Below are 20,218 nucleotides of genomic sequence, written 5' to 3' on the forward strand. Positions count from 1 at the left end.
CAATTTCCTCTTCCAAGCTTTTAGCCTTTAAGACTATCTTATTTTTAAAAATAGTATAAAAACACTTATGATAAAGATTCTTTACTAAAATTCATACTTTAAAAATAAATAAACTCACCACTTAAATCTTAGAATAATAGTTAATTATAAAAATCGGTCCTAGTATAACTGGACTTAACACCGAAATTTAGAATACAGTTGTAGGTTTTTTATTGAATAGTGCACAAAACTTTAAGACAAAATTAAGCGGAATGTCAACTGTTGATTACAGATTACATTCCGCTTAAAATATTATTAAGTTATTCCTGTTTACGACTTCAGGTCAGTTTTAGACTTAAATTTTTTAGTCAAGTTCTAGTTGACCTGTGTATAGTTGCCAGTAGGTTCCCTTTTCTTCCATCAATTTATCGTGGTTACCACGTTCTATTATTCTTCCGTCTTCCATTACCATGATTACGTCAGAGTTTTGGATGGTGGATAGTCTGTGAGCTATTACTATTGATGTTGAACCTGTCATTAGATTATCCATAGCTTCTGTTACTTCTAGTTCTGTAGATGTGTCTATAGAGCTTGTGGCTTCGTCTAATATTAGCATTGGTGGTTCGGCTATTGCAGCTCTTGATATTGATATAAGTTGGTTTTGACCATCTGATAGGGATGATCCATCGCCATGTATTTTAGTATCGTAGCCTTCAGGGAGTCTTTTGATGAAGGAATTTGCTCCTGATAGTCTAGCTGCTGAGGATATTTCTTCATCGCTTGCAGATAGATTTCCATATCTGATGTTTCCTTCTATAGAATCTGTAAATAGGTTTACTTCTTGTAATACCATACCAAAGGCTTTTCTTAGGGCATCTTTCTTGATGTGTTTGATATTTATTCCGTCAACTTCTATTACACCATCGTCTATCTCATAGAATCTTGTTATGACGTTTGTAATTGTGGTCTTGCCTGCACCGGTTGATCCAACGAAGGCGATTTTTTCACCTGGATCTGCGTAGAACGAAATGTCTTTTAGGATTTGGTTTTTGCCATCATAGGAGAAGTCTACATTTTTAAATTCAAGTCTACCTTCTAGTATCTTGTATTTTACTTCGCCATCTTCTTCCCATTTCCAAGCATATCTACCGCTCATTGATTCGTGTTCTACTATAGTTCCGTCTCTTTTGACAATTGCATTTACAAGGTCAATATAGCCTGTGTCGATTTCTTCTTCCATATCGATTATTTCAAATATCCTATCAGCTCCTGCTAGGGCTTGGAAGATTGCGTTTGCTTGTTGGGAAATATTTACTATTGGGTTTTGTATTTGTCTAATGTTTGATAGAAAAGCAGCTAGAACTCCTACTGTGATATTTCCTTTTATTGTTAGGTAAACTCCAAGGACAGTAATTAGAGCATATAGAATGTTTACTGAGTTTTGCAAGAAAGGCATGATTTTTCCTGCATTTATTGTAGCATCAGCGAAGGCTTCTCTTAAGTTTTGAGATTTCTTTACAAATTCATTTTCTGCATAGTCTTCTCTTGAAAATACCTTGACTACCTTTTGACCAGATAGCATTTCTTCGTTAAAACCATGTAGGTCAGCTACCTTGGCTTGGGCGCTTGCAAAGAATTTTCCAGTTCTCATTACTATCTTTGATAGGATTGGAATCATTATTGCAAGTCCTACTAGCATGGCAAGTGTTAGACTGAAGTTTAGTCTAAACATTACAACTATTGTTCCTACAAACATTAGTAAAGACCTAATTATCGTTGGAACTGTGTTTGCCAAAGCTTGGGATAATACGTCAGTATCGTTTGTGAACCTACTCATGATCTCCCCGTGTTGGTTAGTATCAAAAAAGCTAACTGGTAGGTCTTGGATTTTGGCAAAGAGCTCGTTTCTGATGTTTCTTATTGATCTTTCTCCTACTCTTACCATAAGTCTTGAGTAGATTAAAGATGTTAGGGCAGATACAAAATAGATTAGTCCCATTTTGATTACTGCATTTTTTAGGCCGCTAACGTCAGCTTTTAGGATGTAGTTATCTATAATAGGTCTTAGCATATTGACACCCCATATTTGAGTTAAGGTTGATACTATTACTCCTATTATAATTACTGCCATTTGCCATTTATAACGAAAAAGATAGCCCAATAGTCGACCTATTGATTTAAAGGACATTTTGCTTTTATCTTTTTGTGATGAAAGTTTATTAGTCATTGTCGCTACCTCCTTGTTGTTGAATATCATAAGTCATTCTGTAGTTGGCATTTCTTTGGTAAAGCTCATCGTGAGTTCCAATATCGGCAATCTTTCCCTCGTCCATGACTATGATTCTGTCTGCTTGTTTGAAGGATGAAACCCTTTGTGAGATTATAATCTTGGTTAATCCCTTTAGATTTTCGTTTATTCCCTCCATAATAGCTGTTTCTGTCTTTGTATCAACAGCTGAAGTTGAGTTGTCTAAGATTAGGATTTTTGGATTTTTAAGTAAAGATCTTGCTATGGTTAGTCTTTGCCTTTGACCACCTGATACACCACTTCCCCCTTGACCTAAGATAGATTCGTAGCTATCGTGTCTTTGCCTTACAAAATCATCTGCTTGGGCAATAGTTGCAGCAAGTTTTATTTCTTCTTCGCTGGCATCTGGATTTCCCCAACGAAGGTTGTCAGCAATAGTTCCTGAAAATAGAGTGTTTTTTTGTAGTACAATAGTTACTGCATCTCTTAGGGTTTGTAGGTCGTATTCTTTTACGTCATGGCCTCCAACTTTGAGACTTCCCTTACTTATATCATATAGCCTTGGAATAAGTTGAACTAGGGTTGACTTGGCTGAACCTGTTGGTCCAAGTATACCAATAGACTCCCCACTTTTTATGTGAAGGTTTATATCTTCTAGCTGGTAGGTGTCATATCCTTCTTCGTAAGTAAAGGATACATTGTCAAAATCAATTGATCCATCTTCTAATTCTAGTCCTTCTACCTTGTCATCATTATCCATAGAAGGCTCTCTCGAGATAACTTCTACCACACGAGTAACCCCTGGAGATGCTGACATAAACATTGTAAGAACCATGCTTAGTCCAATAAATGATCCTAAAAGCATTATGGCATACATATTAAAGGAAATTAAATCTCCTACTCCAAGTCTTCCCTCTATGATTTCTATTCCACCAAAATAGGTTAATCCTACAAATGTTCCAAATAGAATAAAGTTTGCTATCGGAAAAATATATGACATTGGACCTTGTGATCCATCAGCTAATTTAAACATCTTGTCATTTTGGATACCAAACTTATCTAGTTCATATCTTTTTCTAACGAAAGCCTTGATAACTCTCATATTGTTTAAGTTTTCTTCTATAACCAAGTTTAGATTATCGTATTGGAAACGAGCTTGTCTAAATTTTGGTATAGCATAGGTTGTTACTAACATCAAGGCTATAAATAAAATTGGTACAGCCACTAGGAATATCAAAGATAATTTTGAACTTGCTTTGAAGGCAAGCACAAATGAAACTACTGCCATCACAACAGTCTTTATGACAAATCTAGTTGAAACAAACATAGATTGAGATAGTTGTTGCATATCTGATGTTAGTCTTGTAAGTAATGATGGTACTCCAAAATATTCCAAGTCCTCAAAAGAAAATCTTTGGATATTTTTATACTGAGCCTCTCTTGCATTGGCAGCAAGCCCTGTTGATGTAAGACCTGCATGTTTTGACGCTTGAACTCCACAATACATGGTGATGATGGATAAAACCACCATGAATAGTCCATACTTCAAAGCAAGATTCAAGTCTTTTTCATAGACTGCAGTATTTAAAGTTACACCCATCATCATAGGTATCAAAAGCTCTAGGATAGTTTCAATAGCTGTAAACACTTGTGAAGTCATCCTATTTTTTTTGTATTCGCCAAGGTAGCATTTCATATATGAAAAGGCCTTGTTGAATTCTTTAATACTATTCATATATCCTCCTTTTTAAAATTTTCGCTAATAGATTCCACCAAAAGTTCCATGTCTTTGGTGATTCTTTTAACATTGTCCTCTCCCAAACTCTCATACATTCTTCTATTCGCCTCATCTAAAGGAATGAGAATTTCATCTCTTCTTTCTCTTCCCTTATCAGTCAGAAAAAGATTTTTTGCTCTCTTGTCTTTTTCATCTGTCATAAGCTTGACATAACCTTTTTCCTTGAGGTTCATAATAGCACTATTCATAGTCTGTTTGGGAACTTTGAACTTGTTACATAAATTTTTCTGTTTTACTTTTTCAGTCATTCCTACATGGATAAGAATGACACTTTCTAAATCATTTAATCCATAAAAGCTCGCTCTTTCCCTATTTAAGCCATTCGCTTTTCTTAATAGTGAAAAGATATTGAGCATGGATTTTAGTTTCTTATCCATATTTTTCTCCTTTTTTTCTGGATACTTCACATATTATAGTCCGAATTAGGACTTTGTCAAGTGAAAAATCAGACTTGTATTGTATAATATAGCCGAGGTGTAAGATGATAAAATATTTACAAGAAGAAAAAATAGACGAAAATTTAATTAAACAATTAGAAGAATATAGAAAAAATCACGGTTTAGCTAACAATGACAGGGTTATAAAACCTGAGTACAAATATTACGGTAAAGAAGTTTTGGAACAAGCTATAGCAGCTTTACTAGCAGGAAAAAACATCCTTTTAACAGGGGCGAAGGCTACAGGAAAGAACGTTCTTTCATCAAATCTTTCCTATCTTTTCCAAAGACCAACCTACAATGTATCTTTCCATGTTAATACTGACTCTGCTTCCCTAATCGGTGCAGATACTTTCAAAAATGGAGAGGTTGTTTTTAGAAAAGGACCTATAACAGAGGCTGCTGAAAATGGGGGGTTCGCAATCCTTGATGAGATAAATATGGCAAAAAACGAAGCTATTTCTGTTCTCCATGCGACTCTTGACCATAGAAGAATCATAGATTTGTCTGGTTATGACAAGATTGCTCTTGATCCAAACACAAGATTTATAGCAACTATGAACTACGGCTATGTTGGAACTCGTGAGTTAAACGAGGCTCTATCATCAAGATTTATGATTATAAATGTGCCAAATATTACTAGCGATAACCTAGATAAGCTCTTGGCTGACAACTTCCCAACTCTAAAGGAAAAATACAGAAAAGCCTTTATAGACTTATTTATTAGCCTACAGACAAAGAGCGAAAACAATGAGATTTCAACCAAATCTGTCGACCTTCGTGGATTAATCGGTGCGATTGAGACAATTAAGATTGGACTTTCTCCTTACCAAGCTCTAATGATGGGTCTTGTTAACAAATCATTTGACGAGTTCGAAAGACAAATAGTTTTAGATACTCTAAAGAGCAAGATTCCAACAGATATAACTGAGAGTGTATTTGATGAATGATCAATTAGAAAAAATTAGACAATACAACATAATCTGGGATTTTGCCAAGAATTATAAGTTTTTACCTAAGAAATCTTATCCTATGGATAATATCTACCTAAACATGATAACAGGCTATAAGATAAAGGCTTTTGATTTCAAAATCCTGGATTCCTTTTTTTCCTATATAAAAAAGGACAATATGTTTTATGATGATTTTAAGTTTATGGCAGAAATCCTCATGGAAGATATTTCCTATAAGGAAATCTCCAAGGATAATTTGGTAATAGAAGAACTTAGGAAAAAACACGCCAGAGATATAATGGCAAAATATCAAGTTCACGAACCAAACAACCTAACAGAACAAATAGAAAAAGCCTATTACGGCAAAATCTTAGGTCGTCCTATCACTGAAGGGAAACTTTTTAGAGATATATATAAGGCTTTATTTAGTATAAATACTACAGAAACTACAGAGCTTATAGATAAACTAAATGAGTTTTTTGAAAATTATTTTCGTTTTGATAGGTCAGCTAAGGACCGTGATACCTTCAAGGAAATGGTTAAGGAAAATAAACCCAAAGAATTTGATAAGGATAATGAAGCGGATGATAAAAACGCTGAGTATACTGATGAATACATCAACGATCAGTTTGGTATAGGATCGGCTGAGTTTACTGGAAATATCTATCTTGCTGAGAAAAAAGAAGACAACAACAAAAACTTGATGTTTTTAAATAAGGGTGAGGATACCTACCACTCTTCTTCTGAGTTCATCGAAGATTTCTATGGCCTGTCAATCCTTCCAGAAGAAAAAGTAAATGCCCTTGAACATAAATTAGCAAAAGGAATCCACTCCGGCAAGAGATTATATTTTACTAGAGGAGAATATTCTACCAAAGCAAATGCTAGGTTTTATAAAAAAGGAAGAAAGGAACAAGCTGAAAAAAACGAAGCCTATATCAAGGAAAATATGGCTATCAACAACAGGTCCATAAACGAGCTTACCTTATCAATTAAAAACTCCATAGCAAATTTCCTATACTATAATGAAGTATACAAAAACTATGGAGCCATTGATTCGACTAAGGCATGGAGAGCCGGCGTCCTTCACGATTATGATGTTTTTATAAATGAAGAAAGTGAAGATATAACAAAGTTTAAGGTTGATCTAATCCTCGATGGATCTGCTAGTCAAATCGGCCGCCAAGCCATGGTTGCGAACGAAGCCTACATCATAGCAAAGGCTATGGATGCTCTTAATATTCCAATAAGGATAATGAGCTTTTCAACCCTAAGAGACTTTACAGTATTTAATCTTTATAGGGACTATGACGAGAAAAATAATAACGATGAAATATTTAACTTCTTCGCATCTGGTTCTAATAGAGACGGCCTTGCCTTTAAAACTATCCACGAACTAATAGAAAAAGATGATGAAAGTACAAAAAATATTGTCATCGTCCTATCTGACGGCAAACCTCACGATGAGAGAAGTAATATCAATACCATAAAGCTTTTAGATAAGGACCAATATGTAGACGATAATGCTGTAAAAGATACCGCCAAAGAAGTTAGAAAAATAAAGGAAGATAACATTTCAATCTTAGGCGTCTTTACTGGAGAAGAAGAAGATGTGGAAAATGCCAAGCTAATCTATAACACTGACTTCTGTAGGATAACCAACCTAGAAAACTTCTCCAAAATCGTATCAATCTTTATGAAAAATCAAATACTCCAATAAGCAGGAATTATCTTGCTTAGAGTGTAGACAAAATCCAAAAACGCTTACCCAACTACAGAAATTTAGAAATTCTAAATCTCATAATACTGTAAATCGCAAACTCGCTAATGCTCAAACAGTGCGATTTACGGACGCATTATTTCGATTCGAATTTCTTAAAATTTCTTCCGAATGGAACGCTTCCTTTTTGGATTTTGTCACTTTGTAAACAGTCTGAGCAGGAATTATCCTGCTTTTTTATAAAAAAACCAGTCACATGGACTGGTGTTTCTATTTATTTAACTTTCTTCTCTTATATTTATGGTAGAGTCTGTTTACCATATCCATTACCTCTGGGATTCTTGCTAAAAGGATTAAGAATCCATAAACAAGCATAGCAAGGAATATCGCTACAAATAAAGCGACTACCCTTGGAGCAACTCCTGCCAAGGCCTTGTTAGTAAAGTAAGCAACAAGAGCCATCACAACTGTAGCTAAGGAAATTTTCACCAAGGAAATGAGGGATGATTTGAAATTAAAGCTTCCAAATTTCTTCCTAAATTGGAAAAGCATTAGAACTGTACCAACGGCAGTAGATAACACTGTCGCATAAGCAAGTCCCTCTATTCCGAAAAACTTAATCATAATCAAGTTAAATATCACATTTAAAAATTGTTGGATAAGAACAACTATAACTGGTGTCTTTGAATCTCCAACAGCATAAAATCCTCTATCAACAACATCTACTATTGATTGGAAGATGTTATTTGGAGCGTAAGCTGTAAGTAAAGCTGCAACTATTATCGTATCATTTCTTGTAAAGGCATTTCTCTCAAAAACAACTCCTATGATAGGTTCTGATAAAACTGCCATTCCGATACTTGCAGGGATTATCAAAAGCATAGTTGATACGACAGATGAGCTAATTCTTTCTTTCATCTGTTCGATTTTTCCTAGTTGGCCAAGCTCGGCAATCTTAGGAAAAAGTGCTGTAGTTACTGAAATAGTAATTACACCTGTGATCATAGTTAGCATCGTCTTTGAATAAAATAGCTTGCTTATGGCTGCCTTTCCGAAAAATGCTGATGCCATGGAATTGTCAACGATAATTGAAATCTCGCCTGCTGCTGATGAAATAATAATTGGTATTGATATTAAAATAAGATTTCTAACATACTTATTTTTAAAATCTAGTACTCTCCTATGCCTATATCCAAGCTTTCTAGTAGCCCTAGGAAACAAAATATATTGGAGAGTATTTCCAAGTAGTGCTCCTATTATTAGGTAGTAAGGATTGTCTGTAATTCCTGTTAGGATTGTAAAGGCAATTATTACAACATTCATGATGATACCTGTTATGGCAGGATCAAAGAAATTGCCCTTTAGGTTTAAATATCCTCTAAATACAGCAGAATATAGATAAGCAAAAACTGCAAACATCATTATTCTAGTATAATTTGTCGCAAGATCTAAGTAGTCTCCATCAAGGTCTGGTGATAGGAGTTTGGAAAAAGGTCTTGCAAAAATCATTCCAATGACAACTGCCACAAGGGCAAATACCATCAATATATTAAATACATTTGAAGTAAATTCTTCTGCTGCCTCTTCTCCCTCTTCGTTTTTGGCCTTGTTATAAATAGGGATAAATCCTGAGATAATACCTACCGCAACAAAGTTTGCAATTACAACTGGAAGAGTGTTGGCAGTCGTATAGATACTTTTTAAATCACTTGCTCCTATGTAGGAGGCCATTACAGCTTCCCTCAAAAAACCAAATATTTTCGATATTATGGTTATAAACATGAGCATTAACGTAGTTTGACCCATATAAACCTCTCTTTATTTCTTATCTTCTTATTATATCATTAAGACTTATAAAGACAAATATCTATTTTTATTTTAATTTTATCTAAAAAATAGGATAGCTCTTTTTAAGTTGAACCTAAGAAGAGTTATCCTATAATTATTTTACTTATTAATTGTTTTTGAGTTTGCTATCATCTGGTCTATCTTCTTCTGGAATATGCTCATTGTCAGCTGGTGATTTGTAGATTGATTCAGCTGCAAATTTTTTGACTGCTTTGCCTGTTTTAGTTTCAGCAACTATTGTTCCAGGGCCACCTACACAGCCTCCCATACAAGCCATTCCTTCTATTAATTTGCCATCCATTCTGCCAAGTTTTGCCATTCTAGCTAGTTTGACACAATTGTCTAGTCCTTCTGCGTTTTCAACATTTACTTTGACATCAGGGTCGATTTCACCTATTCTTCTTTTAACAGCTTCTGCAACTCCACCGCTAACTGCGTAGAATCTTCCTGTTTCAGAAGCATCCATCATTTCCTCATCAACTTCGATTTCTGATGGTTCGATTCCCTTAGCAAGGAACATTCCTAGAAGTTCTTCGTAAGTTATAACAAAGTCTATAACTTCTGCTACTTCTTCTTCTAAAGCCTCTAGCTTTTTAGAAATACATGGTCCGATAAATACAACTTCGCAATTTGGATCACGCTTTTTCATTTGTTTTCCTGAATAAATCATAGGTGTAGAAGATTCAGAAATCTTGTCGTTTATATCTGGGAATTGCTTTCTAACCATTAATTTCCATGAGAAACAACAGCTTGTTCCCATAAATGGAATCTCGCCTGTTGGCACTTGTTCTAAGAACTCGTGTGCTTCATTCATTGTTGTAAGGTCAGCACCAAGTCCTACCTCTATAACATCCTCAAATCCGAGTTGTTTGATAGCTTCTCTTATTTGTTCTGGACTTACATTTACACCAAATTGTCCTACAAATGAAGGCGCAATTATGGCATATACTTTTCTGTCAGATTGTAGAGATTTAATAAGTTGATAGATTTCGCTCTTATCAGAAATAGCTCCAAATGGGCATGTAATAATACATCTACCACAAGCTACACACTTATCTTCATTGATATCTGCTCTACCTAATTCATCAGAAGTAATTGCCTTAACCCCACAAGACTCAGCACATGGTCTTTTTTGATGGTTTATAGCATTATATGGACAAGCTGAAACGCACTTACCACATTTTATACACTTATCTTGATCAATGATTGCACCTTTTGCTGTATATGTAACGGCATTTTTAGGACAAACATTCACACAAGGATGTCCAATACATGCGTGGCATTGGTCTGTCACAGTTACCTTATTTTCTGGACAAGCTTCACAAGCAACCTTTATTACAGAAACTAAAGGTGGATTATAGATTCTTCTATCATAATCCATCGCATCGAGACCTTCTGTTATAGCCTCAGTATTAGCAGCAGTTCTTGCATCAAGACCAATACACATTCTTAGTCTCTCACCCATTACTGCTCTTTCTCTAAAGATATTTTCTCTATATTTCGCTTCTTCGCCTGGAAGAATATTGTATACTTCAAGAGCAATATCGCTAATTGGCCTATTTTCGTAAGCAATCTTGGCAACCGCTTCGAAGGCCATCCTTCTAATATTTAATATGTCTATGTATGATTCTTTCATTATTGTTCCTCTTTTATGTCAATCTCAACTTATTTTTTTGGTACAAACTTATCAAACATCATCTCCATTAGCACTTCAGGTTTTGCCTTTTTTATGTATGTATCGTCAACTTTTGCTAGTGGAGCGTTTTTTTCAGGATTTTCTATATCATTCATTATATTTTCATAAACAACTTCTATCTCAGGAGCCTCGCCCAAGCCCTCAACTTCATAAGCATATTCTATATCTTTCTTTACTATGTTAGCTGAATCGTATAAGAATTCGTTTCCGTGGGCTGTGCATCTAGCACAAGAACAAATAGTTACTTTCATAATTTCCTCCAAATATAGTCTTAATTAGATTGTATCAAATTTAACAGGATATAGCAATTATTAATATTAGGCTTAAATATCTATCACAATTTTAAAAGTAGAACCCTTTCCCAATTCTGATGATACCAAAAGATTTAGACCTAAGTAATCTGCTATATGTTTGGCTATGGATAGGCCAAGACCTGTCGATTTTTCTTCTCTTCTTCTTGCCTTATCAGCTATGAAAAATCTCTCGAAAATTCTAGCCTGATCTTTCTGACTAATGCCTATTCCGTTATCTTTTATCAAAATATATAATTTCTTGTCCATGATTAGAGAAGATAGTTCAATTTTTCCATTAGGATTTGTATATTTTATCGCATTTTCATAAATATTTGTAAATAAATCATAAAAGAGACTTGGTGCTGTTTTAATATTATAGGATGCAATATTATTTACTGTAGTAATATTTTTATCAGTAGTTTTATTTTTAAACTTTAAAATTGCATTATTTGCTACATCTTTTATGTCAATTTCTTCCTTTTTTATTTCTTTATTTGCCTCATCTAAGCTAGAGAGTTTTATAATATCGTCGATTATTTCTAGAAGTCTATTGCCCTCCTTATATATAATTTGAGCAAAATCTTTGATATCCTCATCTTTTGCCATGCCAGTTGCTATTAGCTCTGCGTATCCATTTATGCTTGTTAGAGGGCTTTTTAGTTCGTGACTTACATTAGAGGAAAATTCTCTTCTAAGAATCTCTGCTCTTTTATTTTCTGAATTATCTATTATGATAACAACATATCCCTTGGAGTGCTCGTTTTTAATCGGATCGATTATAATTTTTAGGTAAGACTCACCTAGCCTATGTTCCAAGGTTTTTGGTCTTTGATTTATCTTTATCTCTCTTATACTTAATCTGTAGTTTTCATCATCTATAAGATTGTCAAGGTTTGACTTTTCGTCTTTTCCTAATAAATCTTTAGATGATTTGTTCATTATCTCGATGTTTCCATCTGCCCCGCAAATTATTAGACCTTCTTCCATATTTTCTGTTATAGTCATTAGATCTTGCCATCTTTCTTTGTTCTTTTCTACATCCTTTCTTAAATTTTTATTTTTATAAGCCAAGTCCTTAAAGTAGGGTTTCACTTCTTCATATTCTGGGTCTATGATTCTGTAGTTGTAGGATTCGTTGAAGCGTGCAAGCCCCTTTACGAATTGATCTATAAAGTTATTTATCATAAATTTTCCAATACCTATAAAAAGAAGATAACATAAAAGGTAGATTGAAATAAGTTTTATGGATAAGAAATCAGATATTGTGTTTTTAGATTTTATAAGTAGAGTAAATTCTCCTCCCATATAAAATCCAGTGTTTAGCGAATCTTTTATGTAATAGTCAATTTTTCTTATCTTTTCTTCATTTGATTTGTTTATATCAAAAGGATTTAGGGACTCATTTGACCTAAATAATATTTTCTTATCCTTATCATACAGGAGAATATCATAAGTTGGGTTTTTCTCTATGAAATCATCCAACAAATCTATCCTATCTTTATCTTTTATTTCACAGAAAAGAAAGCTCAAAGAATTTTCCATAAATTCATTTTGAGCTTGGCTTTTTTGTTTAAATAAAAAGATTGTATTGATTGTAAATGTTAATATCGTTACTAGGCTTAATAATCTAATAAAATATTTCTCAAGTAATTCCTTCATATCTCACCTAACTTGTATCCTAAATTTCTAACTGTATGAATGTATTTTCCAGTTTCCTTTAGCTTTGACCTAAGGCTTGCTATATGAACATCTACAGTTCTAGTTTCTCCCTCATAGTCATAACCCCAAATCTTTAGCAAAAAGTCTTCCCTACTTATGACATTACCTACGTTTGACATCAAGAGGAGAAGCATTTCAAATTCTTTGTATGTTAAGTCTATTTTTTCATCTAAAACTTTTACCCTTCTTTTAGATGTGTTCAGGGATATTTCCTTGTAGGTTAAATCGTCCTTATCTTTTTTCTTGCTTCTTCTAAGAACAGCCTTGACCCTACTTATTAGCTCAAGGATGGAAAATGGTTTTGTTATATAATCATCCGCCCCAAGGTCAAGTCCTGTAACCTTGTCGAACTCATCAGTCCTTGCTGTTAGCATTATGATTGGTAGGTTAGAAAACTCCCTTATTTCTTTTAAGATACTAAGACCGTCTTTTTCTGGTAGCATGATATCAAGAATCAATAAATCTATATTTTTATTTCTAACTTCATCTACTATATTAGATCCATCAGAAAAGCCACACACCTCGTAGCCTTTTTCTCTTAATGCATATTCTACTAAATTTCTTATTGACTTATCGTCCTCTACCAGATATATCATCTATAACCTCGCTGCAAGATCTGCTACTCTAGCAATCCTATCTCCCAATCTTTCAAAATATTTATACAATAAAACTTTCTCAGACAACTCCATAGCACCGATTTTGCTTTCCTTGTTTTCTCTTGCAATATACTCGATAGATTCTGCAAACAAGTCATTGTTTACTTGGTCATTTTCTATAGTAATTTGGGCAAGTTCAAGGTCATTTTCAAGAAACGCTCTAATAGATGCTGCTGCCATCTTCTTTTCACTTTGGATAAATCTTTTTAGAAGATCTTTTTCAAAATCGTTTAACCCATAGTCTATCAAGATAAGAGATGCTTGTTCAAAGTGGCTTGCTATTCTCTTGTAGGTTGAAGCAAGTTTTATAGCCATTTGTAGTAGCCTTAAATCTTTTGCTATTGGCTGTTGGAGTGCCATTAGCTCAAAGCTAAGTCTTTCCATATCGCTTGCTTTTCTTCTAATATCCTCGTGGATTTCTATTATATCTCTTAGGTTATCCTTGTTATTATCTGTCAAAAACAAGTCATACCTATCGTAAGATAAGATTACTAAATCCATGATGCTTTTTGCCATGTTTTTTACATTGGATAAATCTTCATTGTACCTTACTCTCATATCAGCCAAACCTTCCTGTAATATAATCTTCTGTTCTCTTATCTTTTGGATTTTCAAATATGTTTAGGGTATCGTCCATTTCTACCACTTCTCCTGTTAGGAAGAAAGCTGTTTGATCAGAAATTCTCGCTGCCTGTTGCATATTATGAGTTACAATAACTATTGTGTACTTATCTTTTAGGCTATCCAGCAAATCTTCTATAGCGGAAGTTGATATAGGATCTAGCGCACTAGTTGGCTCATCCATTAAAATTATGTCAGGATTTACAGAAAGACTCCTAGCTATACATATCCTCTGTTGTTGACCACCAGAAAAGGAAAGGGCATTTTGATCTAGTTTATCCTTTACCTCATCCCAAATAGCGGCTGACTTTAAAGATTTCTCAACTATTTCATCTAGCTTTTCCTTATCCTTGATTCCAGAAATCTTCGGACCATAGGTTATGTTATCGTAAATTGATTTTGAAAATGGGTTAGGCGATTGGAAAACCATTCCTACATTTCTTCTTAATTGTACTATATCTACGTCTTTTTTGTAAATATCTTCTCCATTTATCGTAACAAGTCCGTCGATCTTGCAATCATCTATTAGATCATTCATTCTATTAAAACATCTAAGCATAGTTGACTTACCACAACCAGAAGGACCTATAAAGGCGGTTATCTTTCCTCTTTCTATGTCCATATTTATATTTTTTAAAGCTTTGAAATCTCCATAATATAGGTCTAAGTCTCTAACAGAAATTGCAAAGTCTTTTTTCTTGATATTATTTTCCATACTTTCTCTTTTCTTAATTTCCTGCAAGTTTTTTACTAATCTTTGTTGATACGTAGTTGATTACCAATACAAATACTAAAAGCAATACTGCCGTAGCATAGGCTTCGTTTACATGGAGTCCTTCTGATGATAGGACATACATATGAACAGCAAGACTTCTTGCTGATTCTCCTAGGGCTTTTGGTATTTGAGGTTCTGTTCCCATAGTGTAGATTAGGGCTGCAGATTCTCCTACAATCCTTCCTGTCGATAAAAATATTCCTCCAAGGATTCCATCCATGGCTTCTGGAAGTACTACTTTAAATATCGTTTGAATCTTAGTTGCTCCTAGAGCTAGGGATGCGTGAGCTTGGAGGGGATTTACTGTTAGTATCGCCTCTTCTGTAGTTCTAATTATTGTCGGTAGAACCATGATAGCGAGGGTTAAGCTTCCTGCAATCATAGAATAGCCCATCCCAAGACCTAGTCCTTGTTTAGTTACAAAGAATAAGTAACCAAACAAACCATACACTATTGAAGGAATGGAAGATAAGATTTCTGTAGAAAATCTTACAAGTTTTATAAATACTTTATTCTTAGCGTATTGTGACAAGTAGATTGCTGTAAATATTCCTACAGGTAGGGATATTATTAGGGTTATTATTATTGTAAAAAGTGTTGCTATTACACTAGGCATGATTGAAACATTTTCAGAGTTATACTTTAGGCTAAATAGCCCTGGACTAATGTTTGGTACACCTTTTATTATGATATAAGCAATGATTATCCCACTTATAGCAAAGCCTAGGTAGGTTAAAAACATTATTAAATATTTATATGGTTTTGTCATAGTCCCTCCTACAATCTCTTCTCAGATCTACTTCTTATTATATTAAAGATAATATTTATAAGAAGGATAAAGAAAAACAGTACCATACCAGTAGCTATTAGAGCTTGTCTATGCATGCCTTGGGCATAACCCATTTCAAGAACTATGTTTGTTGTTAATGTTCTTGCTCCTCTAAAGATTGATTTTGGAAGAGCTGGTTGGTTACCTATTACAAGATACACTGCCATTGTCTCACCTATAGCTCTACCTACGGCAAGGATTATAGATGAAAATATTCCACTTTTGGCATAAGGCACCATGACCTTGTGGATTGTTTCTTCCTTGCTTGCACCTAGAGCAAGAGATCCTTGATAGAAGGACTTTGGCACCTGTCTAAGGGAGTTTTCAGATATATTTACCATAGTTGGTAAAATCATAACAGCAAGAAGGATTGAGGCAGTAAACATATTCATACCACTTCTTACATCAAATACTTCCTTAACCAAGGGTACTAGTACCATCATAGCAAAAAATCCATATACTACTGAAGGAATGGCTGCCATTAGATTTATTAAAGCTTTTAGAGGGGAATATGATTTCTTGGCGTAATATGCCATGTAAATCGAGGTGCCAAGTCCAAAAGGTAAGGCTATCAGAGTTGAAAGTAAAGTTACTATAATTGATCCAATTATCATTGGAAAGATTCCAAATTTCGCCCTTGATGCAGTTGGCTTCCATACCTTTCCTTTAATGAAAGAAAGAAGTCCGTATTCATTTACAAACTTCATTCCCTCACTAAAGATAAAATATATTATTAAAAGGATGAGAATAACTGATAGGGCTGCAGCTATTAGAAAGATAATCTCTCCAATTTTTTCCCTATTTTTGTTCATTTTATTTCTCTAGTTCGCTTGTGTTTAAGATATTTCCAGCAAAGATTTCTTTTAGATCGTCTAGGCTAATGTCAGAAACTTTGCTTTCCTTATTAACTACAACTGCGATTCCGTCTGTTGCTATTACACTTGGAGTAAGTTGTTCTTTTTCTTCATCTTTTAGCTCACGGCTTGCCATAGCGATATTAGCTGCTCCATCTATTACAGCCTCGATACCTGCAGATGAACCTGTAGATTGGATTTCAATTTTAACATCTGGATTTAGCTTTTCATATTCTTCTGCCATTTTTTCCATAAGCGGGGTAACTGAAGTAGAACCAGCTACTGTTAGGTTTCCTTTGACATCTTTCTTTTCATATGCCTTGCTATCTTTTAGTGGAACGTATCCTAAATCAGCTACGATCTTTTGAGCATCGCTTGAAGAAACATATGCTAAGAAGTCCTTAGCTAAATCATCTAGTTCGCTTTCTTTGTAAGCTAGGTTAAATGGTCTTTGCAATTTGTAAGAGCCATTAGCTATATTTTCTTCAGTTGCTTCTACTCCATCGATCATTAAAGCTTTTACGCTATCATTTAGAGAACCTAGAGAAATGTAACCTATAGCATTTGTATCCTTGGCTACAGTTTGCATTACACCGTTAGTTGAGTTTTGTACGATAGCATCTAGAGTTGTCATATCTTCCTCTTCGCCATCTACTTTTTCCATTAGACCAACTAATTCTACGAAAGCACCACGAGTACCTGAACCATCTTCTCTAGAAACTACTGTAAAGTCATAATCTTTTTTACTTGCTTCTGTGTCATCTTTCTTTTCTTCTTTGTTGTCCATGTTTTCTTCTGCACTACTTGTGCTTTCTTCGCTAGTAACTTCCTTAGTTTCTTCGTTTTTTGTATTATCATTTGAACAAGCTGTAAATACCAATCCGAATGAAAGTGCTAGGGCTAATAATTTAAAGTTTTTATTTTTCATATTTTTTCTCCTTGTTTTATAAATCTTTCTTATGGTCTAATCATAAGGTATCTATGTTTAGTTCATTTAAGGGAAATGTAAAGTTTATGTAAAATTTCTTTACAAATGAAAAAAGCAGACAAATTAATGTCTGCTGTAAATTTTTAACCTTATTTATTTTTCAAGAATCTCTTCTTCTATTCTTTTTTCTACTGGTTTATCTTCATCCTTTTCAGGTATTAGGATGTTCATCAAAACTGCAGATATTGCAGCAAGTACAACTGGTGATGAGCCAATAGCAATCTTTAAACTCTCTGGCATAAATACTACTCCAGCAGCCTCTGCAACTGATACAACTGTAGTAAAACCAAAACCTAGGGCAACACTTGTACCTACTATTGAAGTATTACGCATAGTTAGAGGTTGGCTAGTTATCATTTTGATACCATTCATAGTAATTATAGCAAATACTGATAGAGTAGCCCCTCCAATTACAGCTGGAGGAATAGTTGTAAGTAGACTTGATAGTTTAGGTATAAGACCTGAAATAAAAATCATTATAGCTGCTGTTGAGAATACCTTCTTGTTTATAACCTTATTTATTGAAATGATTCCAACGTTTTGTGAAAATGTAGCTGTTGGAAGTGTTGCTAAAAAAGAACCTACAATATTTGTAAGTGAGAAGGCGGAAAGTCCTCCCTGAAGTTCCTTAGCAGTTGGTTCTCTATCATAACCACCGATTGTAGTTGAAGAAATATCTCCAATACCTTCAATAGACGTTACAATAAATATTATTATAAAAGAAAATATTGCAGATGGTTCAAACTTAATTCCAAAATGCATTGGTCTAACTAAAGAAAACCAGCTTGCATCTCCTACCTGAGATAAATCAACCATATCAAAGAAAAATGAAACAATATAGCCTACAATCATCGCAAATAATAAAGATGAAAGGCTAACTATGCCTCTGCCAAAATGAGTAAAGGCAAAGTTTGCAATTAGGGTTATAACAGCAACTAGCCAATATTGCCAAGCTCCCCAACCAGGTGCTGTAACATCTCCTGCTCCTCCCATATTAGTTAGGGCAACTGGATATAGGGAAATACCTATACAAAGTACAACCGTACCGCTAACCAAAGGTGGGAAATATGGTAGTATGTATTTTAGGGTAAAAGCAAATATCAAAGATGCGATAGCTCCAATAAGTTGAGCACCGAGAATAATAGCAACAATTCCTGCTCCACCCACATCTTGAAACTGATTAGCAAGGGCTAACATAGTTGGTAGATAGGCAAAACTCACACCGTAAATCATAGGAAGTTTTGCACCAAATTTTCCTATTGGATAAAGCATAAGTAGGGTTGTAAGAGCTGATCCTACAAGGGACATTTGAACAAGGACGATACTATCTTCAGGAGATAGACCTGCAGTTTGAGCAAATATAAGTGGCGGAGCGATACAAGCTGCAATCATAGCGATTACGTGTTGCAAAGCTAGTGGAAACGCCTTAGAAAATGGAACATCTGCCTCAAACTTAAATAAATTCGAAAGTTCTTCTTTCATGACACCTCTTTTCATTTACATTTATAGAAATTTCCGACAAAAAGCTCTACAAAGAGCAGTGATTAAAAAAACATCACTTGTCATAGTTATACAGCAATATGCTCTAAATTCAAGGCTTTAAAAAGGGAAGAATTTTTCTAAAAAATCGTTTTTTCTCTTGCAAATGTTGGTAAGTCCCCGTAATTAATTTTAAAACAAATAGATATTATTTACTTTTTCAAAAAGGCAAACTATTTATTTTTTGTAAAAAACTAGTATATTAAACTTATTGTAAAGGAGATTATATGAGTAAGTTAGTAATACCAGAAAATTATAAAAGCAACGAAGATTTGTATAGAACCCAACTATTAATCAAAGAAATCAAGGATTATTTTCAAATAAACCTTGCTAATAACCTAAACCTAAAGAGAGTTTCTGCTCCCCTATTCGTATCAGAAACATCAGGATTAAATGACAATCTATCAGGATCCGAAAAACCTGTAACTTTCGACCTACCAGAAGCAAGTAATGCTGAGATGGAAATAGTCCACTCTCTTGCCAAATGGAAGAGATTTGCTCTAGAAGAATACAAGTTTAAAATGCACGAAGGTCTATACACAGACATGAATGCCATCAGACGTTGTGAAGTACCTGACAATACCCACTCCTTTTATGTAGACCAATGGGACTGGGAGCTAATCATGGAAGAAGATGAACGAAACGTCGAATACCTCAAAAGAGTAGTAGAGACAATCTATAGAACAATGAAGTCTCTAGATGAGTACCTTTGTGGACTAGTACCAACTAGAAAGAAACTCCTAAAAGACCAAATTACCTTTATGACTAGTGAAGAGATGCTAAATAGATACAAAGGAATGGACGATAAGGGCAGAGAAAGAGCTGCAGTCAAAGAATTTGGATCAGTATTTCTAATGCAAATAGGAAAAGTCCTATCAAACGGTGAAAAACACGATATGCGTGCACCAGACTATGACGATTGGGAGCTAAACGGAGACATCCTAGTCTATAACCCAGTCTTAGATGATGTTCTAGAACTATCATCTATGGGTATAAGAGTTAACCCAGAAAGATTAAACGAACAACTAAAACAAACTGACAACCTAGACAGGCTAAAGTTTGACTACCACAAGATGCTAATCGACGGTAGACTTCCACAAACTGTAGGAGGCGGTATCGGTCAATCAAGACTATGTATGTTCTTCTTACAAAAGGCTCATATAGGAGAAGTTCAAGTATCCTACTGGCCAGATGAACAAAGAAAAGCCCTTGCTAACAAGGGAATTAACTTATTATAGAAAATAAACTCGACTTACAAATCAAAG

At 34.4% G+C, this 20,218-nt stretch carries 17 protein-coding genes; 3 read left to right on the forward strand and 14 right to left on the reverse strand.

The genetic code is table 11. From position 1 onward, the window contains the following. Positions 1-343: 343 nt before the first annotated feature. Genes E0D87_RS01545 through E0D87_RS01555 form a run of 3 tightly spaced genes read right to left on the reverse strand, consistent with a single transcriptional unit; the run spans position 344 to position 4,402 of the window. Complete coding sequence (locus tag E0D87_RS01545) at positions 344-2,206, reverse strand: ABC transporter ATP-binding protein (protein WP_130819085.1); 1,863 nt, start codon at positions 2,204-2,206, stop codon at positions 344-346. Further along, positions 2,199-3,962: an ABC transporter ATP-binding protein gene (locus tag E0D87_RS01550; RefSeq protein WP_130819086.1), complete on the reverse strand. Its 1,764-nt coding sequence runs from the start codon at positions 3,960-3,962 to the stop codon at positions 2,199-2,201. The genes E0D87_RS01545 and E0D87_RS01550 overlap by 8 nt, the downstream gene beginning before the upstream one ends. After that, positions 3,959-4,402 carry a MarR family winged helix-turn-helix transcriptional regulator gene (locus E0D87_RS01555; protein WP_130819087.1) on the reverse strand — a complete coding sequence of 148 codons (444 nt, stop codon included), beginning with the start codon at positions 4,400-4,402 and terminating at the stop codon, positions 3,959-3,961. The genes E0D87_RS01550 and E0D87_RS01555 overlap by 4 nt, the downstream gene beginning before the upstream one ends. 104 nt (positions 4,403-4,506) lie before the next feature. Between E0D87_RS01555 and E0D87_RS01560 the strand changes: the two genes are divergently transcribed. Together E0D87_RS01560 and E0D87_RS01565 are read left to right on the forward strand one after the other, a co-directional pair. Beyond that, positions 4,507-5,412: an AAA family ATPase gene (locus E0D87_RS01560; RefSeq protein WP_130819088.1), complete on the forward strand. Its 906-nt coding sequence runs from the start codon at positions 4,507-4,509 to the stop codon at positions 5,410-5,412. Next, positions 5,405-7,135, forward strand: coding sequence for a cobaltochelatase CobT-related protein (locus tag E0D87_RS01565; protein WP_130819089.1), 1,731 nt, complete (start codon positions 5,405-5,407; stop codon positions 7,133-7,135). The genes E0D87_RS01560 and E0D87_RS01565 overlap by 8 nt, the downstream gene beginning before the upstream one ends. 270 nt (positions 7,136-7,405) lie before the next feature. On the opposite strand, the gene murJ is transcribed toward E0D87_RS01565, so the two are convergent. The 11 genes from murJ to E0D87_RS01620 form a co-directional block, all read right to left on the reverse strand. Continuing rightward, a complete protein-coding gene (murJ, locus tag E0D87_RS01570; protein ID WP_130819090.1) occupies positions 7,406-8,941 on the reverse strand; it encodes a murein biosynthesis integral membrane protein MurJ in 1,536 nt (511 codons plus the stop codon). A 148-nt stretch (positions 8,942-9,089) separates the two neighbouring features. Beyond that, positions 9,090-10,619: a 4Fe-4S dicluster domain-containing protein gene (locus E0D87_RS01575; protein WP_130819091.1), complete on the reverse strand. Its 1,530-nt coding sequence runs from the start codon at positions 10,617-10,619 to the stop codon at positions 9,090-9,092. Positions 10,620-10,648: 29 nt separating this feature from the next. Then, entirely contained in the window at positions 10,649-10,930 is a 282-nt protein-coding gene (locus E0D87_RS01580) for a hypothetical protein (RefSeq protein WP_130819092.1), read from the reverse strand. A gap of 72 nt (positions 10,931-11,002) precedes the next feature. Continuing rightward, positions 11,003-12,631: a sensor histidine kinase gene (locus tag E0D87_RS01585; protein WP_130819093.1), complete on the reverse strand. Its 1,629-nt coding sequence runs from the start codon at positions 12,629-12,631 to the stop codon at positions 11,003-11,005. Further along, entirely contained in the window at positions 12,628-13,287 is a 660-nt protein-coding gene (locus E0D87_RS01590; RefSeq protein ID WP_130819094.1) for a response regulator transcription factor, read from the reverse strand. Before E0D87_RS01590 ends, E0D87_RS01585 begins: the two co-directional genes overlap by 4 nt. Further along, entirely contained in the window at positions 13,288-13,905 is a 618-nt protein-coding gene (locus E0D87_RS01595; protein WP_130819095.1) for a PhoU domain-containing protein, read from the reverse strand. Position 13,906: 1 nt separating this feature from the next. Further along, positions 13,907-14,683 (reverse strand): phosphate ABC transporter ATP-binding protein PstB, encoded by a 777-nt coding sequence (gene pstB / locus E0D87_RS01600; protein ID WP_130819096.1) that lies wholly within the window; start codon positions 14,681-14,683, stop codon positions 13,907-13,909. Between the two features lie 13 nt (positions 14,684-14,696). Beyond that, complete coding sequence (gene pstA / locus E0D87_RS01605; protein WP_130819097.1) at positions 14,697-15,512, reverse strand: phosphate ABC transporter permease PstA; 816 nt, start codon at positions 15,510-15,512, stop codon at positions 14,697-14,699. A gap of 8 nt (positions 15,513-15,520) precedes the next feature. Further along, the gene (gene pstC / locus E0D87_RS01610; RefSeq protein ID WP_004834067.1) at positions 15,521-16,384 is read right to left on the reverse strand and encodes a phosphate ABC transporter permease subunit PstC; all 864 of its coding nucleotides are present in this window, start codon (positions 16,382-16,384) and stop codon (positions 15,521-15,523) included. Position 16,385: 1 nt separating this feature from the next. Continuing rightward, positions 16,386-17,354 carry a substrate-binding domain-containing protein gene (locus tag E0D87_RS01615; protein ID WP_130819098.1) on the reverse strand — a complete coding sequence of 323 codons (969 nt, stop codon included), beginning with the start codon at positions 17,352-17,354 and terminating at the stop codon, positions 16,386-16,388. A 153-nt stretch (positions 17,355-17,507) separates the two neighbouring features. After that, positions 17,508-18,896, reverse strand: coding sequence for a uracil-xanthine permease family protein (locus E0D87_RS01620; protein ID WP_130819099.1), 1,389 nt, complete (start codon positions 18,894-18,896; stop codon positions 17,508-17,510). Between the two features lie 284 nt (positions 18,897-19,180). Here E0D87_RS01620 and asnA point away from each other — a divergent pair, with 284 nt between their 5' ends. Further along, entirely contained in the window at positions 19,181-20,191 is a 1,011-nt protein-coding gene (gene asnA / locus E0D87_RS01625; protein ID WP_130819100.1) for an aspartate--ammonia ligase, read from the forward strand. The last annotated feature ends 27 nt before the right edge of the window (positions 20,192-20,218 follow it).

It is taken from the genome of Anaerococcus vaginimassiliensis (assembly GCF_900626155.1).
Classification (GTDB): Bacteria; Bacillota; Clostridia; order Tissierellales; family Peptoniphilaceae; genus Anaerococcus; species Anaerococcus vaginimassiliensis.

What these genes read in the sequence shown, in the direction of transcription:
- E0D87_RS01545 (WP_130819085.1), bottom strand. Translation starts at nt 2,206, where the DNA reads ATGACTAATAAACTTTCATCACAAAAAGATAAAAGCAAAATGTCCTTT.
- E0D87_RS01560 (WP_130819088.1), top strand. Translation starts at nt 4,507, where the DNA reads ATGATAAAATATTTACAAGAAGAAAAAATAGACGAAAATTTAATTAAA.
- E0D87_RS01550 (WP_130819086.1), bottom strand. Translation starts at nt 3,962, where the DNA reads ATGAATAGTATTAAAGAATTCAACAAGGCCTTTTCATATATGAAATGC.
- pstB (WP_130819096.1), bottom strand. Translation starts at nt 14,683, where the DNA reads ATGGAAAATAATATCAAGAAAAAAGACTTTGCAATTTCTGTTAGAGAC.
- E0D87_RS01575 (WP_130819091.1), bottom strand. Translation starts at nt 10,619, where the DNA reads ATGAAAGAATCATACATAGACATATTAAATATTAGAAGGATGGCCTTC.
- E0D87_RS01615 (WP_130819098.1), bottom strand. Translation starts at nt 17,354, where the DNA reads ATGAAAAATAAAAACTTTAAATTATTAGCCCTAGCACTTTCATTCGGA.
- pstA (WP_130819097.1), bottom strand. Translation starts at nt 15,512, where the DNA reads ATGACAAAACCATATAAATATTTAATAATGTTTTTAACCTACCTAGGC.
- pstC (WP_004834067.1), bottom strand. Translation starts at nt 16,384, where the DNA reads ATGAACAAAAATAGGGAAAAAATTGGAGAGATTATCTTTCTAATAGCT.
- E0D87_RS01565 (WP_130819089.1), top strand. Translation starts at nt 5,405, where the DNA reads ATGAATGATCAATTAGAAAAAATTAGACAATACAACATAATCTGGGAT.
- E0D87_RS01595 (WP_130819095.1), bottom strand. Translation starts at nt 13,905, where the DNA reads ATGAGAGTAAGGTACAATGAAGATTTATCCAATGTAAAAAACATGGCA.
- E0D87_RS01555 (WP_130819087.1), bottom strand. Translation starts at nt 4,402, where the DNA reads ATGGATAAGAAACTAAAATCCATGCTCAATATCTTTTCACTATTAAGA.
- E0D87_RS01620 (WP_130819099.1), bottom strand. Translation starts at nt 18,896, where the DNA reads ATGAAAGAAGAACTTTCGAATTTATTTAAGTTTGAGGCAGATGTTCCA.
- asnA (WP_130819100.1), top strand. Translation starts at nt 19,181, where the DNA reads ATGAGTAAGTTAGTAATACCAGAAAATTATAAAAGCAACGAAGATTTG.
- E0D87_RS01590 (WP_130819094.1), bottom strand. Translation starts at nt 13,287, where the DNA reads ATGATATATCTGGTAGAGGACGATAAGTCAATAAGAAATTTAGTAGAA.
- murJ (WP_130819090.1), bottom strand. Translation starts at nt 8,941, where the DNA reads ATGGGTCAAACTACGTTAATGCTCATGTTTATAACCATAATATCGAAA.
- E0D87_RS01585 (WP_130819093.1), bottom strand. Translation starts at nt 12,631, where the DNA reads ATGAAGGAATTACTTGAGAAATATTTTATTAGATTATTAAGCCTAGTA.
- E0D87_RS01580 (WP_130819092.1), bottom strand. Translation starts at nt 10,930, where the DNA reads ATGAAAGTAACTATTTGTTCTTGTGCTAGATGCACAGCCCACGGAAAC.